The sequence below is a fragment of the Nocardia barduliensis genome (genome assembly GCF_013315795.1).
GTDB classification, from domain to species: domain Bacteria; phylum Actinomycetota; class Actinomycetes; order Mycobacteriales; family Mycobacteriaceae; genus Nocardia; species Nocardia barduliensis.
Genome location: NZ_JABLTE010000047.1, coordinates 37,783 through 58,342 on the forward strand (window position 1 = coordinate 37,783; position 20,560 = coordinate 58,342).

Genomic DNA, 20,560 nt, shown 5'->3' on the forward strand with positions numbered 1-20,560 from the left:
TCCCACGAGACCACCGGAGGAGTGCGATGAGCACCCGACCGCCCGAGTTCGGCCTGTTCCTGATCCCCGAGGCCGACGACTTCCGCAGGCTCGCCGAGCTGAGCGTGTACGCGGACGTGTCCGGACTGGACCTGATCGGCATCCAGGACCACCCCTACCAGCGCCGCTTCCTGGACACCTGGACCCTGATCACCGCTCTCGCCGGGCGGACCGAACGGATCACCTTCTTCCCCGACGTGGCGAACCTGCCGCTGCGCCACCCCGCGCTGCTCGCGAAGGCGGTGGCCTCGCTCGACATCATCAGCGACGGCCGTATCCAGCTCGGCCTCGGTGCGGGCGCGTTCGGGGACGCCGTCGCCGGGATGGGCGGGCCGCGCCGGACCGGCGGCGCGGCGGTGCGCGCGCTGGCCGAGGCGATCGCGGTGATCCGCGCCCTGTGGTGGAGCGAGGCGCGATCGGTGCGGGTGCCCGGGGTCCACTACTGCCTCGCGGGCGCGCATCCCGGCCCGCGCCCGCGTCATCACCCCGGCATCTGGCTCGGCGCGAAGGGGCCGCGGATGCTGGAGCTGACCGGTCGCGTCGCCGACGGCTGGGTGCCCTCGGCGGCGTGGGCGCCGCCGGAGTTCCTCGCCGAGGCGGGCAGGCGGATCGATGACGCCGCCGCGGCCGCGGACCGGGACCCGCTGTCGGTGCGGCGGGTGCTGAACGTGTCGGGAACCATCACCGCCGACGGGGCCGATCGCGGCTTCCTGGAGGGCCCGCCCGAGCGCTGGGCCGACGATCTGCTGGCGCTGCACCGCGACCAGCGGATCGACGGATTCGTCTTCTGGCCGACCGAAGGGGAACCGGTCGAGCAGATCCGTCGTTATACCGAGCAGGTCGTGCCCGCGGTCCGTACCGCCGCCGGGACCTGACCGGCCGGGACCGGCGCCTTCCCGCACGGGCGGGTTCGCGGTTGCGGCGCGGCTCGCCCGCAGTCCCGCTCATGACGGGTCAGCGACGTCCGCCGTTTGCCCACCGATTACCGTTTGGCCGGGTCTTACGGCACCGAGGGCGCGGTCGGACGCAGTCCGTCCATCGCCCGCGCCCGGCCGCAGCGAAGGTGAAGGTGCGCCTATACCCACACGACCATGGCATTTTCGGGGATACTTGTCCGCGGGAGACCGCCGGTAACGGGTATGTCCCCGCAGAACTGAGGGAAAGGAAGCTCCACGTCGTGGATGCGCGTTCGGCTGCGCTGGTCCGCGCCAATTTCCGTTCGGTGATCGAGTCGCCGAATGGACCCGAGCGGTTGGTCAGTGCGTTCTACGGACATTTGTTCGCCGAGAACCCACGGCTGCGCGAACTGTTCCCGCCCGCCATGGAGATGCAGGCCAAGCGGATCGCCACGGCGATTCAGTATGTGCTCGACCACCTGGAGGACTGGGACCGGGCGCAGAAATTCCTGGAGCAACTCGCTCGCGACCATCGCAAGTACGGCGTGGAAGCCGCGCACTACGACGTGGCGGGCCGCGCGCTGCTCGCGGCGTTCCGCGCTTACAACGGCGTGGCCTGGAACCGGGGCCTGGAGGAGGGCTGGCGCGACATCACCATCCTGATCTCCGCGTCGATGGCCATCGGGGCGAACTCCGACAAGTCGCAGCCGGTGTGGGAGGCCACGGTGGTCGGCCATCGCCGCGTTCTGGAGGACTTGGCCATCGTGCGCTTGCAGTCGGATGGACCGGTGCCCTATCAGGCCGGGCAGTACGTGCCGGTGACGATTCCGCAGCGCCCGAAGATGTGGCGCTATTTCTCCCCGGCGATCCCGTCCAACCCCTACGGCGAAATCGAGTTCCATGTGCGCAAGATCCGCGGCGGCTGGGTGAGCCCCGCGATCGTCAACGAGACCAGGGTGGGCGACCGGTGGCGGATCGCGGGCCCGCTCGGCGGGTTGCACGTCGACCGGGACAGCGGCCGCGACGTGCTCATGATCGGCGCGGGCACCGGCATCGCCCCGCTGCGCGCCCAACTGATCGAGATGGGCCAGCGCGGCATCAACCCGCGGGTGCACTTCTTCATCGGCGGCCGCTACCCGTGCGACCTGTACGACGTGGAGAACATGTGGCAGCTCTCGCAGAGCAACCCGTGGTTGACCATCGTTCCGGTCTGCGAGCAGAAGTCCAATCCGTGGTGGTATCCCCATCCGCCGCAGGACGCACCGTACGGCATGCACCGGCGCCTGATCGGTAACCTGGGCGCCGTGGTCGCGAGCTTCGGCGCGTGGGCGGACCGCCAGATCCAGATCTCCGGCTCGGCCCGGATGATCGCGGACACCCGGCGCGCGCTGCTCGCGGTCGGCACGCCGGAGCAGAACATCACCTGCGACCCTGTGTAACGAAGGAGGCCCCGTTGGGGGATCCGAGCATGCTCGGTAACGGCGCGCATCAGGCGCCGGAGTGGACCTCGACCGTCGTCGGTCATCATCGGCTACGTCACGATCTCGCGGTGATCCGCCTGATCGGCGAGTTCGTGCCGTTCGCGGCGGGCCAGTCGGTCGAGGTGCGGGTGCCTCAGCATCCCGGCGTGCGGCGCAGGTTCTCGCCCGCGCTGCCGCCCTCGCTGGACGGCAAGCTCGAGTTCCACGTGCGCACCGTCCCGGGTGGCTGGTGCAGCGGCGCTATCGTGGCCGACACCCAGCCGGGCGACGAGTGGCGGATCAGCGCTCCGCTCGGCGGGTTCTGGGTCGACCCGGACGGCGACGAGGTGGTGATGATCGCGGGCGGCACCGGATTGGCGCCGATGCGCGCGCAGATCCTGGAGCTGGCGCGCAAGCCGTCGCCGCCGCCCACCTACCTCTTCGTCGGCGGGCGGTCCCCCCGCGACCTGTACGCCGCCGACATGCTCTACCTGCTGGCCGGTGAACTGCCGTGGCTCACCGTGATTCCGGTGGTGGAGAGCTTGGACGACCCGGATTGGGTCGACGAGTGGTACGAGCAGTCCCGCGTCGACATCGGTTTCCCGCCCGACGACCTGCTCTACGGCACGCTCGCCGAAGTCCTCGGCTCGCACGGCGCCTTCCGCGAGCACCAAGTGCTCGTCTGCGGCTCCCCCGCCATGGTCCAGACCACCGTCGACCGCCTCCTCGAAACCGGAACTCCCCCCGAGCGAATCCAATTCGAGGGCCTCTGAACAGGGCAGGCGGATATCCGACGCGAGCCATCGGCATCGGCATCGGCATCGACATCGACACCCTGAGGAACAGCCGGTCCGCCTAACGCAACCACACCAGCTCGACCACGCCTCACGCCTGCCATCCCCACGCGCCCAGCGCACCCCAACCACGTCTTTCGAGCGAAGCGAGACCGAGCATTGCCCGTTCGCGGCCCGGCTCGCGTTTGCGCGGCCGCCGCGCAAGCGACGAAGGAGCAAGCGGCGGCCGCGCAAACGCGAGCCACAAGGGGGCCGCGAACACGCCGCGCCCGCGCGGCCAACTAGAACAACGGATCGTGGCGGATGTTCTTCGCGAGCGTCCCCGCCGCCATGAGGCGGAACTTCGTGGTCTGCACCATCGAGGGCGATCCGACGATCTGTACGTCGCGGTCGGACCAGGCGCCGAAGCTCGCGACGACCTTGCCGATCTGGCCGGTGACGCGGGGTTCCAGGCCGGGCCAGGTGGTGCGGGGCTCGTCGGGTTCGGCGTACCACCACGGGTTCTCGTCGTGCTCGCTGACCGGTGTGACGGTGAGCCAGCGGTTGGCTATCGCCAGCTTGCTCAGTGTCTCCAGGTCGTAGAGGTCGCACGGGTGGTGACCGCCGACGAACAGGTGCACCTTGGGGTTGGTCCGCCGCATCGCCATCGACATCAGTTGCGCACGCAGCGGCGCGAGCCCGGTGCCACAGCCGACCATCAGCATCTTGCGTTTGGTGTTGCGCGGGATGCCGAGGCCGCCCAGTGGCGAGCCGAGCAGCCATTGGTCGCCGACGACGGTCTGGCCCACGATGGCCGAGCTGACCCAGCCGCCCAGCACGCCGCGGACGTGGAACTCGATCTCGCCGTTGGCGTTCGCGGGCACGGCGGGCGAGAGGTAGCGCCACATGCGCGGCCGGGAGGGGATCTGCACGCTCAGGTACTGGCCCGCGGCGTAGCGCATCGGCTGGTCCAGTTGCAGCCGGACGATGACCAGGTCGCGCAGCACTTCGCGGCGCTCGATGACGGTGCCGGTCCACGCCGACGGCGTGGTCTCCTTCTCCGCCGCGCCGATCATGGTGTCGGCGATGATCTTCAGGCCCTCGTCCCAGGCCCGGTCGACCTCGTCGGTCCACATCTCGGTGCCGGCGAACACCCGGACGGCGGTCTTCAGCGCGGTGGACACGGCGGTGTAGTGCGCGGGCTGCACGCCGTACTTGCGATGGTCCCTACCGAGCTGGGCGAGGAACGGCAGCAGTTTGTCGGGCTCCTCCAACCGGTCCAGCGCATAGGAGATCGCCTTGACCAGGCGATCGCGCTGGGCGTCCATCGCGGCCGGGAAGAAATCGCGGACGTGCGGGTAGTCGGTGAACAAGATCGCGTAGAACGATCTCGCCAGTTTCTCCGGACCCCCGTCTTCCGCAGCAACCGCCTTGAATGTCGTTCTGATCAAAGCGACAGTGCGTGAATCCATTGATCTCACAACCCCATTTCGCACTCGTTCACGAACCATGCCGACGAGTGAGGTGCTGCGGGCCACTCGACAGCAGCCGATGGGAAGGAGTGTAGGCGAGGTTTGCCAGCTACGGAATCTTTCGATTGGACATCACGCGTGTAATTTCGTCAAAACGAGGATATCCAGCGAGACACGCCAGAGAAACCGACTGAAAGACGGTAGATCTACCGCAAAATCAGTCGAAGAACCGCCGAATCAGTAAGTGGCGCTTGCGAATTACGTCCCGATTGGTCTGTTCTAGCGACTTCGGGGCAACACCAGAACAGCCGAAGGGAGTACGAAACGGGCAAACCGCGACGACACCATCAATCAAGCTATGGTGAAAATGTCCAGTTGATAAGACAACGAAATAACCACTGCCGTACCGTTTCCGCCAAACATGTTCTGGTTTACTGTCAGCAAATAATCCGCGGTAGCGGGCCCGAAACGACGACGGCCCCAGCCTCGGATCGCGCTGTGCGACCGAGGCCGGGGCCGTCGTCGTGCCGTTATCGCCGGTGGCGGCTGTCGTCGCGACGATGGCGCGGCTGCCAGACGACCAACGCGGTACTGCGTTGCTGCGGGGCGAGATCGGGACGGTATCCGGCCCGCATCCGCTCCAGCTCGGCCGACAGTTCGGCCACCTGCCTGCTCAGTTCCTCCACCTGATTGGTCAGCTCGATGATGCGCTTGATGCCCGCCAGGTTGACACCCTCGTCCTGGGACAGCCGCTGCACCTCGCGCAGCAGCTCTACGTCCCGGGCCGAGTAGCGCCGCCCGCCACCCGAAGTCCGTTGCGGCGTGACCAGTCCCAGACGGTCATACGTGCGCAGTGTCTGCGCGTGCATGCCTGCCAGCTGGGCCGCCACCGAGATCATGAAGAACTCGGCGCGCGCCCCGCCGGACGCGTTCTTCGGTTCCGAGGACATCACGCACCTGCCCATCCTGCACGTGGATCGAAGCCACTGGCCCGCTCGGCCTCCTGATAGCGCTTGAGCGCCTCGACGGCCTCGCCGTCCAGCTTCTGCGGCACCGCGACCTTCACCGTCACCAGCAGGTCACCGGCGCCGCCGCCGCGCTTGGGCACGCCGCGACCGCGTACCCGCAGGATGCGGCCGTCGGCGGTACCCGGAGGCACCTTGACGCCGACTCGCCCGTCGAGCGTGGGCACCGAAACCGTGGTGCCCAAAACCAATTCACTGTAACTGACCGGAAGCACCAGGGTCAGGTCGTCGCCGTTGCGGCCGAAGACCTTGTCCTGGCTGACGTGGACGGTCACGTAGAGGTCGCCCGACGGCGCACCGCGCAGGCCCGCCTCGCCCTGACCGGCCAGCCGGATCCGTTGCCCGTCACCGACTCCGGGGGGAATCCGCACCGTGATGGTGCGCGTGCGGTTCTGGATGCCGCTGCCATGGCAGTCGACGCACGGGTCGTCGATGATCGAACCGCTGCCACGGCACTCGTCGCACGGCTCGCTGAAGCCGAACGCGCCCTGGTTGCGGCTGACGACGCCGGCACCATTGCAGATCGGGCAGACCCGCGGGCTGGTGCCCGGTTTGGCCCCGCTGCCGTGACATGTCGTGCACGGCGACGGGCTGGTCATCCGCAGCGGAACCGTGACGCCCTGGGCCGCCTCCCGGAAACCGAGGGTCGTCTCGGTCTCCACGTCGGAGCCGCGCCGGGGGCGGCTCGAGGTCCGCGTGCCGCCCCGGTTGAACAGACCGCCGAGCAGGTCACCGAGGCCACCGTCGCCGGCGCCTGCGCCGCCGAAGATGTCCCCGATGTTGAACTCCTGCGAGAAGCCGCCGCCAGCACCGGGGCCGAACCCACCGCGACCGTAGCCGCCGCCCGCGAAGAGCTTGCGGGTGTCGTCGTACTCTTTGCGCTTGGCCGGATCCGACAGCACGGCGTGCGCCTCGCTGACGGTCTTGAACCGCTCCTCGGCTCTGGTGTCACCAGGGTTGGCGTCCGGGTGCAGATCGCGGGCGAGCTTGCGATAGGCCTTCTTGATCTCGTCCTGCGAGGCGCCGGAGGAAACACCCAGCTCCTTGTAGAAGTCCTTTTCGATCCACTCCCGTTGGCTCACCGAGCATCTCCTCCTCTCGCGTGCTTATTGTTCGTTCGCGCCGGCATCAACATCCGATGCCTCTTCGGTCGGTTGATCCGTAATCTCCGTCAGATCGGCTACGCCGTCGGTTACCCCGACCAGCGCGTGCCGAAGCACCCTATCGCCGAAGCGATAGCCTTTGCGCATCACTATGCCGATCACCGGATCGTGGCCGGAGCCCTCGTGCTGCACGGCCTCGTGCAGGGTCGGGTCGAAAGGCTCACCCTCCGAACCGAACTCCTCGAGGCCCTGCTTGAGCAGCGCGGCCGACAGCTTGTCGGCCACCGACCGCAACGGACCGGATTCCAGGTCGCCATGTGCCCGCGCGCGGTCGAGATCATCGAGCACGCCGAGCAATTCGGTGACCACCGCCGCCTTGGCGGAATCGATCGCCGCCTTGCGGTCGCGCTCGACCCGGCGCCGGTAGTTGGCGTACTCCGCGGTCAGCCGCTGCAGGTCGGCGGTGCGCTCGGCGAGCTCGCCGCTGATGGTGTCGGCGAGCTCCTGCGCGTCACCGCCGTTGCCGGTCTGCGCGCCGTTGCCCGACTCAGGGGCCTGCGCGGCCGCGGCGCCGTTGTCCGCGGCCGGCTGGCGGATCTCACCGGTTTCCGGGTCGATCTTCCGGTTGTCGACGAAGGTGATCGGCTCCTTCTCGGGGTTGCCCTCGGTCACTTCTTCTCCGTGTCGACCGGCTCGTCCACGACCTCGGCATCCACGACCTGGTCATCCGACGCGGTGCTGGACGCACCGTTGCCCTGCGCCGCCGCGTCCGCGGCGGAGGCTTCGTAGATGGCCTGGCCGAGCGCCTGCGACTCGGTCGCCAGCTTCTCGACGGCCGCCTTGACCGCGGCGATGTCGGTGCCCTTGAGGGCCTCGTTCGCCTCGGCGATGGCCGCCTCGACCTTGGTCTTGACCTCCGCGGGGACCTTGTCCTCGTTCTCCTTGATGAACTTCTCGGTCTGGTGCACAAGCGACTCGGCCTGGTTGCGGGTCTCGGCCTCCTCGCGCCGGGCCTTGTCCTCGGCCGCGTGCGCCTCGGCGTCCTTGACCATCCGGTCGATCTCCTCCTTGGACAGGCCGGAGCCGTCCTGGATCTTGATCGTGTTCTCCTTGCCGGTGCCCTTGTCCTTCGCCGTGACGTGCACGATGCCGTTGGCGTCGATGTCGAAGGTGACCTCGATCTGCGGCACGCCGCGCGGGGCCGGCGGGATGCCGGTCAGCTCGAAGGAGCCGAGCAGCTTGTTGTGCGAGGCGATCTCGCGCTCACCCTGGAACACCTGGATCTGCACCGACGGCTGGTTGTCGTCGGCCGTGGTGAAGGTCTCCGAGCGCTTGGTCGGGATGGTGGTGTTGCGCTCGATGAGCTTGGTCATCACACCGCCCTTGGTCTCGATGCCCAGCGACAGCGGGGTCACGTCGAGCAGCAGGACGTCCTTGACCTCACCCTTGAGCACACCGGCCTGCAGGGCCGCGCCGACGGCGACGACCTCGTCCGGGTTCACGCCCTTGTTCGGCTCCTTGCCGCCGGTCAGTTCCTTGACCAGGTCGGAGACGGCGGGCATCCGGGTGGAGCCGCCGACCAGCACGACGTGGTCGATGTCGGACACCTTGATGCCCGCGTCCTTGATCACGGACTGGAACGGCGCGCGCGTGCGGTCCAGCAGGTCCGAGGTGATCTTCTGGAACTCGGCGCGGGTCAGCTGCTCGTCGAGGAACAGCGGGTTCTTGTCCGCGTCGACGGTGATGTAGGGCAGGTTGATCGAGGTGCTCTGCGAGGAGCTGAGCTCGATCTTCGCCTTCTCGGCGGCCTCACGCAGCCGCTGCATGGCCATCTTGTCCTTGGTCAGGTCGATGCCCGAGCTGCCCTTGAACTTGTCGACCAGCCACTGCACGACCCGCTCGTCCCAGTCGTCACCACCGAGGTGGTTGTCACCGGAGGTGGCGCGGACCTCGACGACGCCCTCGCCGATTTCCAGCAGCGAGACGTCGAAGGTGCCGCCACCGAGGTCGAAGACCAGGATGGTCTGTTCCTTGTCGCCCTTGTCCAGGCCGTAGGCGAGCGCCGCGGCGGTGGGCTCGTTGACGATGCGCAGGACGTTCAGGCCCGCGATCTGACCGGCTTCCTTCGTGGCCTGCCGCTGGGCGTCCTCGAAGTAGGCGGGCACGGTGATGACCGCGTCGGTGATCTCCTCACCGAGGTAGGACTCGGCGTCGCGCTTGAGCTTCATCAGCGTGCGCGCGCTGATCTCCTGCGGCGTGTACTTCTTGCCATCGATCTCGACGCTCCAGTCGGTGCCGATGTGCCGCTTGACGGAGCGAATGGTGCGGTCGACGTTGGTGACGGCCTGGTTCTTGGCCGGCTGGCCGACCAGCACCTCGCCGTTCTTCGCGAACGCGACGATCGACGGGGTGGTGCGCGATCCTTCCGAGTTGGCCACGACGACCGGCTCGCCGCCTTCGAGAACGGCGACGACCGAGTTCGTGGTCCCGAGGTCGATTCCGACCGCACGAGCCATTGTGGTTCCTCCTAGTTGACGTACCGATGTGTGCAGGTGCCGGGGCGAGCAACCGCCCTGCGACGCCCGGTGAAGGACGCCGCGAGACCTCGCCCCTAGCACCTCACGGAGCACGGCCCCAGCAACACTGAGCGTGGTCGGCTCAATCCTGCCCCGCAGGAGTCGCGGAGTCAACCGAAACTTGAGCCCGATCCACTCAATGTTGTCGAAAGGCTCAACGGACGGCTCGCGCGATTAATTCCCGAACGCCGGCGCGAATGCGCGCGCCCCGCCAGTTCGAGGCCGTCGACCCTGGACCCGACCTCGGCGCGAAGCCTGTCGCAACGGCTGCGGGGTCGTCATCCACCCGAGGTTGCGCCGCCCAGTTCCCGGCGGTGCGGTCGGTTCCCTCTTGATACCGCTGCTCGAACTGGCAGAATCGGCTTCATGGACGCACCGGCGACGCCTTACCACTGCGATGGCGAGGGCGACTACGACGTCTTGCAGTGGGACGCCAGAGCGGACTGCGAAGTGCGCCAGATCCTCGATCGGATAGCCGACAAGTGGTCGCTGCTGGTGATCGCGCTGCTGGATCAGCGCAGTCTGCGGTTCACCGAGCTGAAGCGCGCGATCGACGGCGTCAGCCAGCGGATGCTCACCAAGACCTTGCGGCATCTGGAACGCGACGGCCTGGTCCGGCGCACCGTGTACCCGAGCATCCCGCCGCGCGTCGACTACGCGCTCACCCCGCTGGGCACGAGCCTGCACACCACGATCAACGCGCTGGTCACCTGGACCGAGGCGCATCAGAACGAAATCGCCTCGGCCCGTTATGCCTACGACCGCCGGGTGGCCGAGGAGGTCACGGTGGGCGCTACCGCGCAGTAGGGTGACCGCGAGCGGTCCGCCGGACCGCCGCGCGCCGCCGAGCCGAGGAGTCGCCATGAGGGCCGCCGTCGTCACCGCCGCCGAGTTCGAGGTCGCGGAGCTGCCCACGCCGCGGCCCGGCTCCGGTCAGCTGCTGATCGACGTGTCGCGCTGCGGTATCTGCGGCTCGGACCTGCATGCCCGCACCCACGCCGACGAACTGGCCGACCTGGCCTCGGCCACCGGCTACGAGCACTTCATGCGCTCGGAGCAGAGCGTGGTGCTCGGGCACGAATTCAGCGGCACCGTGGTCGATTACGGGCCGGACTGCCGCAAGCGATGGAAGCCGGGGACGGCGGTGGTTGCCTTGCCGATCGTCCGGCACGGCAGGCAACCGCACCTGGTCGGGCTGTCGACCGCGGCGCCGGGCGGCTACGCCGAACAGGTGGTGGTCCAGGAATCGATGACCATGCCGGTGCCCAACGGCTTGTCCGCCGAACACGCCGCGTTGACCGAACCGATGGCGGTGGCCTGGCACGCCGTGCGCAAAGGGGGCGTCGGCAAGGGACGAACCGCCTTCGTCATCGGCTGCGGGCCGATCGGCCTCGCGGTGATCAGCATGCTGAAGGCCGCGGGTGTGCGCACCGTGGTCGCGAGCGACTTCTCGCCGCGCCGTCGCGAACTCGCCACCGCCTGCGGCGCGGATGTCGTGGTCGACCCGGCGACGGAATCGCCTTGGGCCGCCGCGCCGAAGAAGAGCCGGATCAACGGCGTCACCGACATCCTCGGACTCGGGTTCGACACCATGGATCGCCTGCGGCGGGTTCCCAACCTGCCGTGGTGGTATGTCTTCCGGCTGGCGCACACGTTGAACGCGGGCCCGGCCGGGCCGGTGATCTTCGAATGTGTCGGAGTGCCGGGGATCATCGATCAGATTCTGGCGGCCGCACCGCCGCTGTCGCGCGTGGTCGTGGTCGGGGTGTGCATGGAAACCGACCGCTTCCATCCCGCGATGGCGATCAACAAGGAGATCGAGCTGCGGTTCGTGCTCGGCTACGACCCCGGCGAGTTCCGCGACACCCTGCACATGCTCGCCGAGGGAAAGGTCGATCCGAGCCCGCTGATCACCGGGACGGTCGGGCTGGACGGCGTGGCGGAGGCATTCACCGCGCTCGGTAACCCGGAGCGGCACGCGAAGATCCTGATCGACCCGCGCGTCCGCGCCACAGCGCCGGTCTGACGGCGCTCGCTCAGGGCGCGGCGGCGAGAACCTCGTCGGCGATCTTCTCGTCCAGCGTCACCCGGACCAGGGCGGCGGCGAGCTCCGCGGTGTGGTGGTCCGGCGCCAGACGCGCCAGCCGGTCGGGGTCTTCCGGCAACTGCACGCGCTTGGCGCCACGCAGTACGCGTTCGTCGAAATGCGGCCGCACCCAGGTCCAGACGTCCTGGATCTCGCGCAGGAAGATATCGGCCCCGGTAGGACCGATGCCGTCGAACTCCTGGAGCAGTTCCGCGGCGCGCTGCGGGTCGTTGTCCGCCTTCTTCGCAAGCTCCCGCAGGTCACCGTGGTAGCGGTCGAGCACCCGCGCGGCGTTGTGCCCGAGCCTCGTCGCGGTGCTCTCGTCGTAGCGGCGATAGTTCCCCCGGCCGAGCGCGTCGACCAGCTCTTGCCAGTCGGCGTCCGCGACCCGGTGCGGCGTCCGGTAGCCGCTGCCGATCAGCTCCCGGGTGGCCGCGATCGCGATCTCGGCGGCGATGCGGGCACTGAGCAGCTGGGAAAGCATGAGCAACTGGAAGAGCGCGGCCGGTTTGTCGTCGAGCGTGATACCCGCTTCCTCGGCATACCCCGTGCCCGCGCGGACGAGCAATTCGTGTACGACGTCCTCTTGGCTCATCGTTACCTCCTCTCGCTACCAGGGCGCATACCCGGGCGCGAAGGGGCTACACCGGCGGCGCGGGCGCGGTTCGGCGAAGCGTCTCGCCGCAGGTCACGGTGCCGTAGCGGTGCGGGCGCCGGCACGCCCGCCGCTCACTCCGGCAGCACGCTCAAGGTGCCCTCCGCGCTGCGGGCGGCGGTCAGGCAGGCCGTGGCGGTGAACTGGTCGGCGAGCGGGTGACGAGCCCGGGTGCGCCACTTCCGCACCGCCGCGACCGCCTGCGCGCGCTGCGCGGTGAGCGGCGCGTCGATCGGAAGGCCCAGACGCAGGTGGGGTGCGATGCCGGAGCCGCCGATGAGGCGGTGCAATTCGGCGAGATCGTCGGCAGGCAGCGCCAATTCGTAGGTGCGCAGGCGGCCGAGCAGGCGCAGCTCGGCGAAACCGTGCACGTCCGCGAGCAGGGTGCGCACCCTCGGCAGCAGGCGGTCGGCCTGAGTGCCGCGATAGGCGGTCAGCACCCGGGCCAGCGCGGTGAGCGCGGAATGGGCTTTGAGCTGGTCGGCGCGCTGACCGAACTGCACGTCGAGTACCGAGCGCAGTTCGTCCACTCCGCTGCGGCTGGTCAATTCGGCGGCGAGCGTGGCCGAATCCCGGACGCCGAGCCGGATCAGCGTGACCGCCATGCGAATGCCGAACAGCCCGAACCGCTCGGCGAGCTGCGCTCGCAGTTCCGGCGGCACCGGAAGCGGCACGTCGGCGCGCGCGAAACGGTCCGCCGACAGCAGCGCGGCGCTCAGTTCGTCGACCGGGACGCGCGCCAGCGTCTCGAAAGCCGCGAACTCCTGCTGCCGCAGCGTCGCCGCGGCGAACGCGAGCAGCCCGGCGACCGGGATCACGGCCTGGCACAGACCCGTTCGTTCCAGTTCACCGGCGAAACGCGTGGCGACATCGCGCGCCGAGTGCAGCGCGTCGATGCGGCCCGCCCCGATCTCGTCGGCCCGCGAGACCACCCCCACGATGCCGAGCGGCCCGGACGCTCCCGGACCGCCGTTGGCCGCGGCGGTTCCGGCGCCCACGCGCTCGAGGAACTGCACGTCGGTGGCGTCCAGCCGGCGCAGCAGATACACCACCGCGTCGGCGCCGGGTATGGCGATGCCCTGCTCGGAGCGCTCGTCGTCCGCACCCGGAGTCAACAGGCGCGCGGTGCGCCGGGACACCTCGCGCGACAGCGACGACGTACCCGGGGTGTCGATGATGGTGGTGTGCGCGAGCGCGGCGGCGGGCCACTCGACTTCGAGATGGTCGACCTCACTCGGGGCCGGGGCGTTCCAGTTCAGCCGGTCCAGGTCGAAGGTCAGCCCGTGCGTCCCGCTGCCGCGCCGGACCACCACGTGCGCACGGGCGCCGTCGGGCGCGTACGCCGTCACGCTGGGCGTCGAACCGTATCGGTACCAGGTGACCACCCTCGTGCACTCGGTGGCATCCGTGGGAGCGATGTCCTGCCCGACAAGGGAGTTCAGCAGGGTCGATTTGCCCGCCTTGATCGAACCGGCCAGCGCGACGCGCAACGGCTGGTCCAGTCGGCGGGCGCAGTCGGTCAGCAGGGCACGCGGGCGCGGCTCGCCCGCCAGCGCCGCCTGCGCCGCGCCCACCAGCCGATGCGCCTCCGCGACGATCCCCGGCACCGCGCCACCATCACGTCTCACGGGGCTACCGTACCGGCGGGTCCCATCGGTAGTGCGGTCTGCATGGCGTCGGCGTACCGGCGCAGCTCGGCGACCACGCGCAGCTGCTGTTCCAGCTGTGCGCCGCGTTCGGCGCGCCGGGTGGCGACCATGCTCGCGGCCTCCTGCGCGGCCCGCAGCGACTCATCGATCGAGCGCAGGCTGCGTTCGGCGACGCCCGCGTAGTGGTCGCGCAACGCGCGATGGATGCGGTGCAGCCGGTCCTTCGAGTCCTTGCCCGCCTGGAACGCCACGTCGTCGACGAAACGGCGCACCGCGGCCTTGGCCTCGTTGCGCCGCTTGGCCAGCCGGGCCTGCTTGTCATCTCGGAACGCCTTGCCGCCCACGATCAATCCCGCGCCGATCGAGATCGGGTTGAGCAGGGCCAGCCCGGCGAAGGTGCTGGCCAGCCCCACCATGAGCACGCCGCCGTAGGAGCCGCGCATGCCGACTAGCAGTTTGCTGCCGAACCCGATGTCGGGTTCCAGATCCGCGAGCGTGCCGGAGATGGCACGGCCGGTGTCGGCTCCCGCGCCGGGACGCACGTCCGGCAGGTCGACGGCGCCGAGCTCGGCGAAATGCTCCGCGACGCGTTCGGCGAGTTCGATCGCGCGGGAGTGGGTCCACAGCAGGTTGTCGCCGAGGGCGGTGTCGACGGTGCCGGTGAGGTGTTCGGCGATGCGGTCCCAGTGCCTGCCCGGATCGTGCTCGTCGATCCATTCCTCGGTGCTGCGCGCGATGTTGCGCAGGCGGTCGCGCAGATCGTGGTCCACGTCCCCGGCCAGGTCGGTGATGCCGTCGGCGAGCGTCTGCTGCCAGGCCGCGGTCCTGCGGTGCAGTTCCTCGGCCGCGCCACGGGCGGATTGCAGCTCGCGCACGGCCGCCGCGCCCTGTGCGGGATCGCGGACCGCGACCAGCTCACTGCCCAGGGCAAGGGCCAGATGCTCGGCCGCGGAACGGATATCGCGGGCCACCGCGGCGCGCGTGGCCAGCTGATCGCGCGCCACCACCTGGTCGCGCAGGAACTCGTAGAGCGCGCCGAAGCCGGACTCCACGCCCAGCTGCCGGTCCTGCAACCGCATCGCGTGGCTGCGCAGCAGCGAGGACACCGGGATCATCGGCACGTCGAGTCCGGCCCGCGCGAGATGGCCCACATCGGCCTCGTGCACCTGCCGCCAGTGCGGGTACAGGTCGGTCTTGGTGAGCAGCAGCGCGACCGTCGGGCACAGTTCCCGCACCTGTCGCAGGAACGCCAATTCGGGCTCGGTGAGTTCGGTCGACGCGTCCGACAGCACCAGCACCGCGTCCGCGGCGGGCACCAGTCCGAGCACGCCGGTGGCATGGGCATTGCCGTGCCCGCCGACGCCCGGGGTGTCGATCAGCACGATGCCGTCGGCCAGCAGGGCGTTGGGCACTTGGACCTCGAGCCGAACGATCCGCCGTCCCTGCGCGAGCGGTGAGCGCGGGTCGATCGCGCCGATCTCCGCGATCGGCACCGCCACCCTGGTCTCCGCACCGCTGGAGTCGCCGTGCGCCGCGAGCACCAGCTCCGCGCGCGGCTGCGGGCCGTTGGCCAGCAGCATCGGCACAGTGGTTGTGGCGTCGTCACCGACCGGGCAGATGTCCAGGTTCAGCAGCGCGTTGACGAAACGGCTCTTGCCCTGATCCAGCTGCCCGGCGACGACGATGCGCCTGCGCGGGTCGCGGACCCGGTCGGCCGCCACTTCCAGGCGGCCGACCAGATCGTTGCGGCCCGCGGCACGGGCCGCCGCGACGGTTTCACCCAGTACCGACAGCAGCGGTACCGCCGGTGGAGTGGCATTCGGCGCAGGCGTCCCCATCGCGGTATGGACCTCTTTCCGTTTACCGGGCAACTATCAGTGCAGGAATGTATCGCCACCCAGGTCGGCGCCCGCGGACCCGCTGAACTCCGTGCTCGCGTGGCTCTCGCCGAACAGGCCCGAGTCGGCGTTGCCGCCGGTCGTGCTGTCCAGACCCGAGCCGAAGGCGCTCGACACGTCCAGCGAGGACCAGGTGTGCGCGGTCGAACCCACACTGCCACCGAGCCCGGCCCCGGTGTCCACCGCACCGTGCGCCGCGCCGCTCGCCGAGCCCGCCAGACCGGAGGTCGCGTCCGCGGCGCCGTCGACGGTCGACTGCGCCGCACCGCCGAGACCGGCCGTGGCGTCGAGGCCGGACGTCGCGTGGGAACTCGCGGTGCCGCTGATTCCGCTGTCCAGGCTCGAACCGAGGTGTGCTCCCGCGCTCGACGCGCCTTCGAGACCGGTCGACAGGCCAGCGCCGGCATTGCCCGCGGCGCCGAGACCGGTGGACAGGCCGGTCTCCAAGCCCGCGCCGACCGTGCTGTCGATTCCGGTAGCCAGGCCGGAGCCGAGACCGGCACCTGCCTGCGCACCAGCATCCAGCCCAGCCGACAGACCCGAACCCAGACCCGCACCCGCCTGCGCACCAGCATCCAGCCCAGCCGACAGGCCGGAGCCCAGTCCGGCGCCTGCTTGCGCGCCCGCGCCGAGTCCAGCGGCCAACCCGGAACCGATGCCCGCACCCGCGTCGATGACGCCGTCGAGTCCGGTTTCGAAGCCGGTACCCGCCTGCACAGCGCCGTCCACGCCTCCGCCCAGACCGGTGGAAAGGCCCGTCTCCAGTCCGGTCGTCGCCTCGATCCCGGCATCGAGCGCTCCGCCGAGACCGGATTCCAGACCCGTGCCGAGCTGCCCGCCGGTGTTCAGCGAACTCTCCAGTCCGCCGCCCAGCTCGGCTCCGGTGCTCACGGCCGCGCCGAGGCCGGTCGCGAGCCCGGTTTCCAGGCCGGTCGCCGCCTGCGTTCCGATGTTTCCGGCGCCACCGACGGCGGAGGAGAAGTTTCCGCCCAGTCCGGCGGTCAGATTGCCGGAGCCCTGCGCCGAGTTGTCGATTCCACCGGTGAGCCCCGTCGTGGTCTGACCGGTGGCGTCGAACGCACCGCCCAGCGCGGTGTCCAAGCCGCTGGTCACTTCACCGGCTCCGTCCACCGCACCGCTCAACCCGGCGCCGATACCCGTCGTCAGGTCGCCGACCGCGCCCACAGTGCTCTCGAAGCCCGTGCTCGCGTCCACACCTGTGGTCAGCCCGCCCGCCGCGTCGACAGCACCTTCCAAACCGCCACCGAGGCTCGCTCCCACACCGGCACCCAGACCGGCGGTCAGATCAGTCGCAGCGCCAGCGGCACCCTCCAGACCCGTAGTCACACCGGCAGCACCGTTCAATGCGCCTTCCAGGCCAGCGCCCAGACCGGTCGTCGCATCGACAGCACCTTCCAAGCCCGCCCCAAGACCTGCACCGGCTTGTGCACCCGCACCCAGCGCCGCATCCACACCCGTGGTCAGCCCGCCCGCCGCGCCGACAGCACCTTCCAAACCGCCACCGAGGCTCGCTCCCGCACCGGCACCCAGACCGGCCGTCAGATCAGTCGCCGCACCCGCGGCACCCTCCAGACCCGTGGTCACACCGGTAGCACCGTTCAATGCGCCTTCCAGACCAGCACCCAGACCGGCGGTCAGATCAGTCGCCGCACCCGCGGCACCTTCCAGCCCAGCGCCGATGCCCGTTGTCGCGTCGACGGCGCCCTCCAGACCCGCGCCCAAGCCCGCGGTCAGATCGGTCGCCGCGCCGAGGCCGCTATCGAGACCCGCATTCACGCCGGTGGTGACGTTCGTCGCGCCATCCACAGCGCCTTCCAGACCTGCGCCGAGACCCGCAGTTATGTCGGTTACGCCGCCGATCGCGCCGCCCAGACCCGCACCGAGCCCCGTCGTCGCGTCCACGGCACCCTCCAGACCCGCACCCAGCCCGGCACCGAGATCAGCGCCCGCCTGCGCTCCGCCACCGAGACCCGCGGTCAGATCGGTGGCCGCGTTCACGGCGCCTTCCAGACCCGCGCCGAGGCCGGTCGTCGCGTTCACCACGCCGCCCAGGCCCGCACCGAGCCCGGCACCCAGATCAGCGCCCGCCTGGGCTCCGGCACCCAGAGCGGCATCCACACCCGTGGTCAGGCCGGCGGCCGCGTCCACCGCGCCCTGCAGGCCCGCGCCGAGCCCGGTCGTCAAACCGGTCGTCGCGTCTACCACGCCGCCGAGGCCCGCGCCGAGGTCGGTCGTCACCCCGGCCGCCCCGTCCAACGCGCCCTCGAGCCCCGCGCCCAGACCGGCCGCCGCGTCCACCGCGCCCTCCGAGCCCGCGCCCAGACCGCCGCCCGCGCCCAGTGCCGCATCGATGCCGGTCGAGACGCCGGTCTCCAGACCTCCGCCGACGTTTCCCGTGCCCTCGAGGTCGACGCCCGCGCCGATGCCGCTGATCACCTGGGCGCCCGCGCCCAGCAAGCCACCCACGGCGGCGGACAGATCGGCCCCCGCGTTCACCACGGTGTCGAGCCCCGCGGCCAGTCCGGCACCCAGCCCCGCGCCGATCTCCAGCCCGGTCTGGATCGCGGTGTTCAGGCCCGCGCCCACGTCGACACTCGCGCCGAGGTCGACGCCCGTGCCGATACCCGCGCCCACGTCGACGCCGGTGCCGACACCGAGGTCGACGTCCACGCCGCCACCAGCGCCCCCACCCAGATCGACTCCGAGATCCGCCCCCAGGTCGACTCCGGCGTCGGCCACGGCCGCCGCACCCACGGTGCTCGCCGCGCCGACCGCTGCCGCCGCGCCGGTCTGCGCGCCCGCCGCGACGATTGCTTGCAGCTGCGATCCGCCGGTGACCAGTGCCGACTCCGCGACCATCGGGGCGCAGAGGGTGATGTCCTCTGGTGTCACCGCGCTCAGGCCCGCGTTGGCCAGCGCCTGGGTCGGGTTGGCGCAGTACGCGACCGCGGCGTCGTGGTTCCGCAGCAGACCGAGGATGAACTCCAGAATCGCGTTGGGTGTCATGAGAATCGTCTCCTGAGTCCCGGCGGACCTCGCTGATCCGCAGTCGTTGGAATGCAAATCACGCTAGGAGCGCATCCCGTTACGCCGAAACGGGGCGAACCCCTACGACCGGCCGGGGGCACCCGATAGGGGTGGGAGCGGAATTAGGGGAATTTCCCTAAACGATCCCCTAACGAGGTAACGGCTGATGGCCAGCAACCGACAGAACGGTTGCGTCGGCAACTACAACGCCAAGCGCACCATCTCGGATACACAGCAGCGACACCGGACCAGACAGCTTTTCGAACGGGGTTCTGAATGACACAGCGCCTGGCGCTCGGCATCACTGTCGGGGCGTCGAATTCGGTCGCCGTGGCGGCTACGGAAGATGGCGACGACGGCATCGGTCCGTCCGGCGGCGGTTACCTACGCTCGCATCCGAGCGTATTGCGACTGTCGGAGGACATGGCGCCCACGCTCGGCGCGGGCGCTCGCTCCACCGGCCGCCATTCCAGTGACGTCCTGCTGGAGGGCTTCCTCGCCAGGGTCGGCGACCCGGTCGGCATCTTCGCCGAGGACGGCTCCTCGTATTCCGCGCCTGACCTGGTGGCCACGGCGATCGGCTGCCTGGTCGACGAGATCGCCGCCGAGACCGGACGAGACGAGGACCGGGCGATCGTCGCCTGCCACCCGGCGTGGTGGTCGCGGCACACCGTCGACATCCAGCGCGACGCGCTCGAGCGGGCCGGGCTCGGCGAGGTGACCCTGGTCCCTGAGCCGACCGCCGCGATCCGCTGGCTCGACGCCGCGCACGGCAGGACCGACGACGGCGCGGTGGTGGTCTTCGATCTCGGGGCGAGCGGCTCGACCGTCTCGGTGGTACGCACCGGCGAGCACGCCAGCCTGCTGGGCGCGCCGCTGCGCAGCACCGACGTCGCCGGAGCGGAATTCGATCTGCTGACCATGCGCTATGTCTTGGCAAATGCCGTGCTCGGCGCGGATTTCGATCCGTTCGATCCGGTGGTGGAACGCGAATTATCGGCTTTGCGGGAGCGCTGCAGAAAAGCGAAAGAAGAGCTTTCCATAAATACCGCGACGGTTGTTCAGGTTCGGGTCGACCCCGCGGATCCGTACGGCAGCACCGTGCGACTGGTGCGCGGCGAACTGGAAGACCTGCTGCGCGGACCGCTGTTGAGCTCGATCGACTTGATCCGCGACGCGGTGCACCGCGCGGGCATCGACATCGGGGATGTCGGCCGGGTCCTGCTGACCGGAGGCGGCGGCGCCATCCCGCTGGTCGCCGAACTGATCTCCTCCGAGTTCGGCTTGCCGGTCGTGGCGGCTCCCGACCCGGAGCACACCACGGCACGCGGCGCGGCGCTGCTGGCCGCCGATCTGCTCGCCGCGGAGACCGACCAGCTCCCCATGATCGATCCTGGCGTCGAGGACGAGACCGTGCCGCAGCCCAGGGCGCTGCCCTCCGCCGGTCTGCCGGACTTGCCCGAGGACCGCCCCGCGCGCGGTCGCGCGCTGACCAGCAAGCGGCGCCTCGCGGTGGTGGCGGGCGTCGTGGTCGCCATCGGCCTGCTGACCACCGGAACCGTCGCCATCGGCACCGGCATCCAGTCCGGCCCGAGCAATCCCCCCTCGACCGAACAGTCCCCGAGCGGCGCCGCGCAGGTCGCCGCGACGACGGGGGCGCAGACCGGCGACCCGTCCGCCCCGTCCGGCGTCGCCGCCACGAACTCCGCGAGCGCTACCGGCCGACCGAAAACCGAGGGGCCGCAAGCAGGTTCGCCCTCGTCACCGGCCCAGGGCACCAGCGTGGCCGTGGTGAACAGCGAGTCGAGTCCCGATCAACCCGCTCCCGCTCCCGCGGACTCCCCGGCGCCGCAACCCGCGCCGCAGCCGCAGCCCCAGCC

General features: G+C 70.0%; 15 protein-coding genes. 6 read left to right on the forward strand and 9 right to left on the reverse strand.

Translation table 11 applies throughout. The annotated features are described in order from the left end of the window. Positions 1-26 precede the first annotated feature (26 nt). The 3 genes from HOV91_RS20965 (at position 27) to HOV91_RS20975 (ending at position 3,168) form a co-directional block, all read left to right on the forward strand. Positions 27-914 (forward strand): LLM class flavin-dependent oxidoreductase, encoded by an 888-nt coding sequence (locus tag HOV91_RS20965; RefSeq protein WP_174187103.1) that lies wholly within the window; start codon positions 27-29, stop codon positions 912-914. Between the two features lie 302 nt (positions 915-1,216). Beyond that, complete coding sequence (locus tag HOV91_RS20970) at positions 1,217-2,374, forward strand: FAD-binding oxidoreductase (protein ID WP_174187104.1); 1,158 nt, start codon at positions 1,217-1,219, stop codon at positions 2,372-2,374. A 29-nt stretch (positions 2,375-2,403) separates the two neighbouring features. After that, positions 2,404-3,168 (forward strand): FAD-binding oxidoreductase, encoded by a 765-nt coding sequence (locus HOV91_RS20975; protein ID WP_174187120.1) that lies wholly within the window; start codon positions 2,404-2,406, stop codon positions 3,166-3,168. A 302-nt stretch (positions 3,169-3,470) separates the two neighbouring features. On the opposite strand, the gene HOV91_RS20980 is transcribed toward HOV91_RS20975, so the two are convergent. From HOV91_RS20980 to dnaK, 5 genes are all read right to left on the reverse strand, one after another. Beyond that, positions 3,471-4,640, reverse strand: a complete 1,170-nt coding sequence (locus tag HOV91_RS20980) for a globin domain-containing protein (protein ID WP_174187105.1) — start codon at positions 4,638-4,640, stop codon at positions 3,471-3,473. A gap of 530 nt (positions 4,641-5,170) precedes the next feature. Continuing rightward, a complete protein-coding gene (locus tag HOV91_RS20985; protein WP_174187106.1) occupies positions 5,171-5,590 on the reverse strand; it encodes a heat shock protein transcriptional repressor HspR in 420 nt (139 codons plus the stop codon). Continuing rightward, positions 5,590-6,747 carry a molecular chaperone DnaJ gene (gene dnaJ, locus HOV91_RS20990; RefSeq protein ID WP_174187107.1) on the reverse strand — a complete coding sequence of 386 codons (1,158 nt, stop codon included), beginning with the start codon at positions 6,745-6,747 and terminating at the stop codon, positions 5,590-5,592. The genes HOV91_RS20985 and dnaJ overlap by 1 nt, the downstream gene beginning before the upstream one ends. Before the next feature lie 24 nt (positions 6,748-6,771). Next, positions 6,772-7,440: a nucleotide exchange factor GrpE gene (gene grpE / locus HOV91_RS20995; protein WP_174187108.1), complete on the reverse strand. Its 669-nt coding sequence runs from the start codon at positions 7,438-7,440 to the stop codon at positions 6,772-6,774. After that, positions 7,437-9,284 carry a molecular chaperone DnaK gene (gene dnaK / locus HOV91_RS21000; protein WP_174187109.1) on the reverse strand — a complete coding sequence of 616 codons (1,848 nt, stop codon included), beginning with the start codon at positions 9,282-9,284 and terminating at the stop codon, positions 7,437-7,439. Before dnaK ends, grpE begins: the two co-directional genes overlap by 4 nt. Positions 9,285-9,710: 426 nt before the next feature. Between dnaK and HOV91_RS21005 the strand changes: the two genes are divergently transcribed. Next, positions 9,711-10,151 carry a winged helix-turn-helix transcriptional regulator gene (locus HOV91_RS21005; protein ID WP_174187110.1) on the forward strand — a complete coding sequence of 147 codons (441 nt, stop codon included), beginning with the start codon at positions 9,711-9,713 and terminating at the stop codon, positions 10,149-10,151. Between the two features lie 55 nt (positions 10,152-10,206). Beyond that, the gene (locus HOV91_RS21010; RefSeq protein WP_174187111.1) at positions 10,207-11,370 is read left to right on the forward strand and encodes a zinc-binding dehydrogenase; all 1,164 of its coding nucleotides are present in this window, start codon (positions 10,207-10,209) and stop codon (positions 11,368-11,370) included. Between the two features lie 10 nt (positions 11,371-11,380). Here the strand turns inward: HOV91_RS21010 and HOV91_RS21015 are convergent, their stop codons facing one another. From HOV91_RS21015 to HOV91_RS21030, 4 genes are all read right to left on the reverse strand, one after another. Further along, a complete protein-coding gene (locus HOV91_RS21015; protein ID WP_174187112.1) occupies positions 11,381-12,025 on the reverse strand; it encodes an HhH-GDP family DNA glycosylase in 645 nt (214 codons plus the stop codon). Between the two features lie 134 nt (positions 12,026-12,159). Then, positions 12,160-13,713 (reverse strand): dynamin family protein, encoded by a 1,554-nt coding sequence (locus HOV91_RS21020; protein ID WP_312884719.1) that lies wholly within the window; start codon positions 13,711-13,713, stop codon positions 12,160-12,162. After that, positions 13,710-15,572 carry a dynamin family protein gene (locus HOV91_RS21025; protein WP_174187113.1) on the reverse strand — a complete coding sequence of 621 codons (1,863 nt, stop codon included), beginning with the start codon at positions 15,570-15,572 and terminating at the stop codon, positions 13,710-13,712. Before HOV91_RS21025 ends, HOV91_RS21020 begins: the two co-directional genes overlap by 4 nt. A gap of 36 nt (positions 15,573-15,608) precedes the next feature. Further along, positions 15,609-18,659, reverse strand: a complete 3,051-nt coding sequence (locus tag HOV91_RS21030; RefSeq protein WP_174187114.1) for an IniB N-terminal domain-containing protein — start codon at positions 18,657-18,659, stop codon at positions 15,609-15,611. 297 nt (positions 18,660-18,956) lie between these two features. On the opposite strand from HOV91_RS21030, the gene HOV91_RS21035 reads away from it, so the two are divergent. Further along, a partial coding sequence (locus tag HOV91_RS21035) for an Hsp70 family protein (RefSeq protein WP_174187115.1) occupies positions 18,957-20,560 on the forward strand: 1,604 nt, incomplete at its 3' end.

Excerpts from the sequence above, each read along its gene's own strand:
- HOV91_RS20965 (WP_174187103.1), top strand. The coding sequence starts at position 27 with ATGAGCACCCGACCGCCCGAGTTCGGCCTGTTCCTGATCCCCGAGGCC.
- HOV91_RS20975 (WP_174187120.1), top strand. The coding sequence starts at position 2,404 with ATGCTCGGTAACGGCGCGCATCAGGCGCCGGAGTGGACCTCGACCGTC.
- HOV91_RS20980 (WP_174187105.1), bottom strand. The coding sequence starts at position 4,640 with ATGGATTCACGCACTGTCGCTTTGATCAGAACGACATTCAAGGCGGTT.
- HOV91_RS20985 (WP_174187106.1), bottom strand. The coding sequence starts at position 5,590 with ATGTCCTCGGAACCGAAGAACGCGTCCGGCGGGGCGCGCGCCGAGTTC.
- dnaK (WP_174187109.1), bottom strand. The coding sequence starts at position 9,284 with ATGGCTCGTGCGGTCGGAATCGACCTCGGGACCACGAACTCGGTCGTC.
- HOV91_RS21005 (WP_174187110.1), top strand. The coding sequence starts at position 9,711 with ATGGACGCACCGGCGACGCCTTACCACTGCGATGGCGAGGGCGACTAC.
- HOV91_RS21010 (WP_174187111.1), top strand. The coding sequence starts at position 10,207 with ATGAGGGCCGCCGTCGTCACCGCCGCCGAGTTCGAGGTCGCGGAGCTG.
- HOV91_RS21015 (WP_174187112.1), bottom strand. The coding sequence starts at position 12,025 with ATGAGCCAAGAGGACGTCGTACACGAATTGCTCGTCCGCGCGGGCACG.
- HOV91_RS21025 (WP_174187113.1), bottom strand. The coding sequence starts at position 15,572 with ATGGGGACGCCTGCGCCGAATGCCACTCCACCGGCGGTACCGCTGCTG.
- HOV91_RS21030 (WP_174187114.1), bottom strand. The coding sequence starts at position 18,659 with ATGACACCCAACGCGATTCTGGAGTTCATCCTCGGTCTGCTGCGGAAC.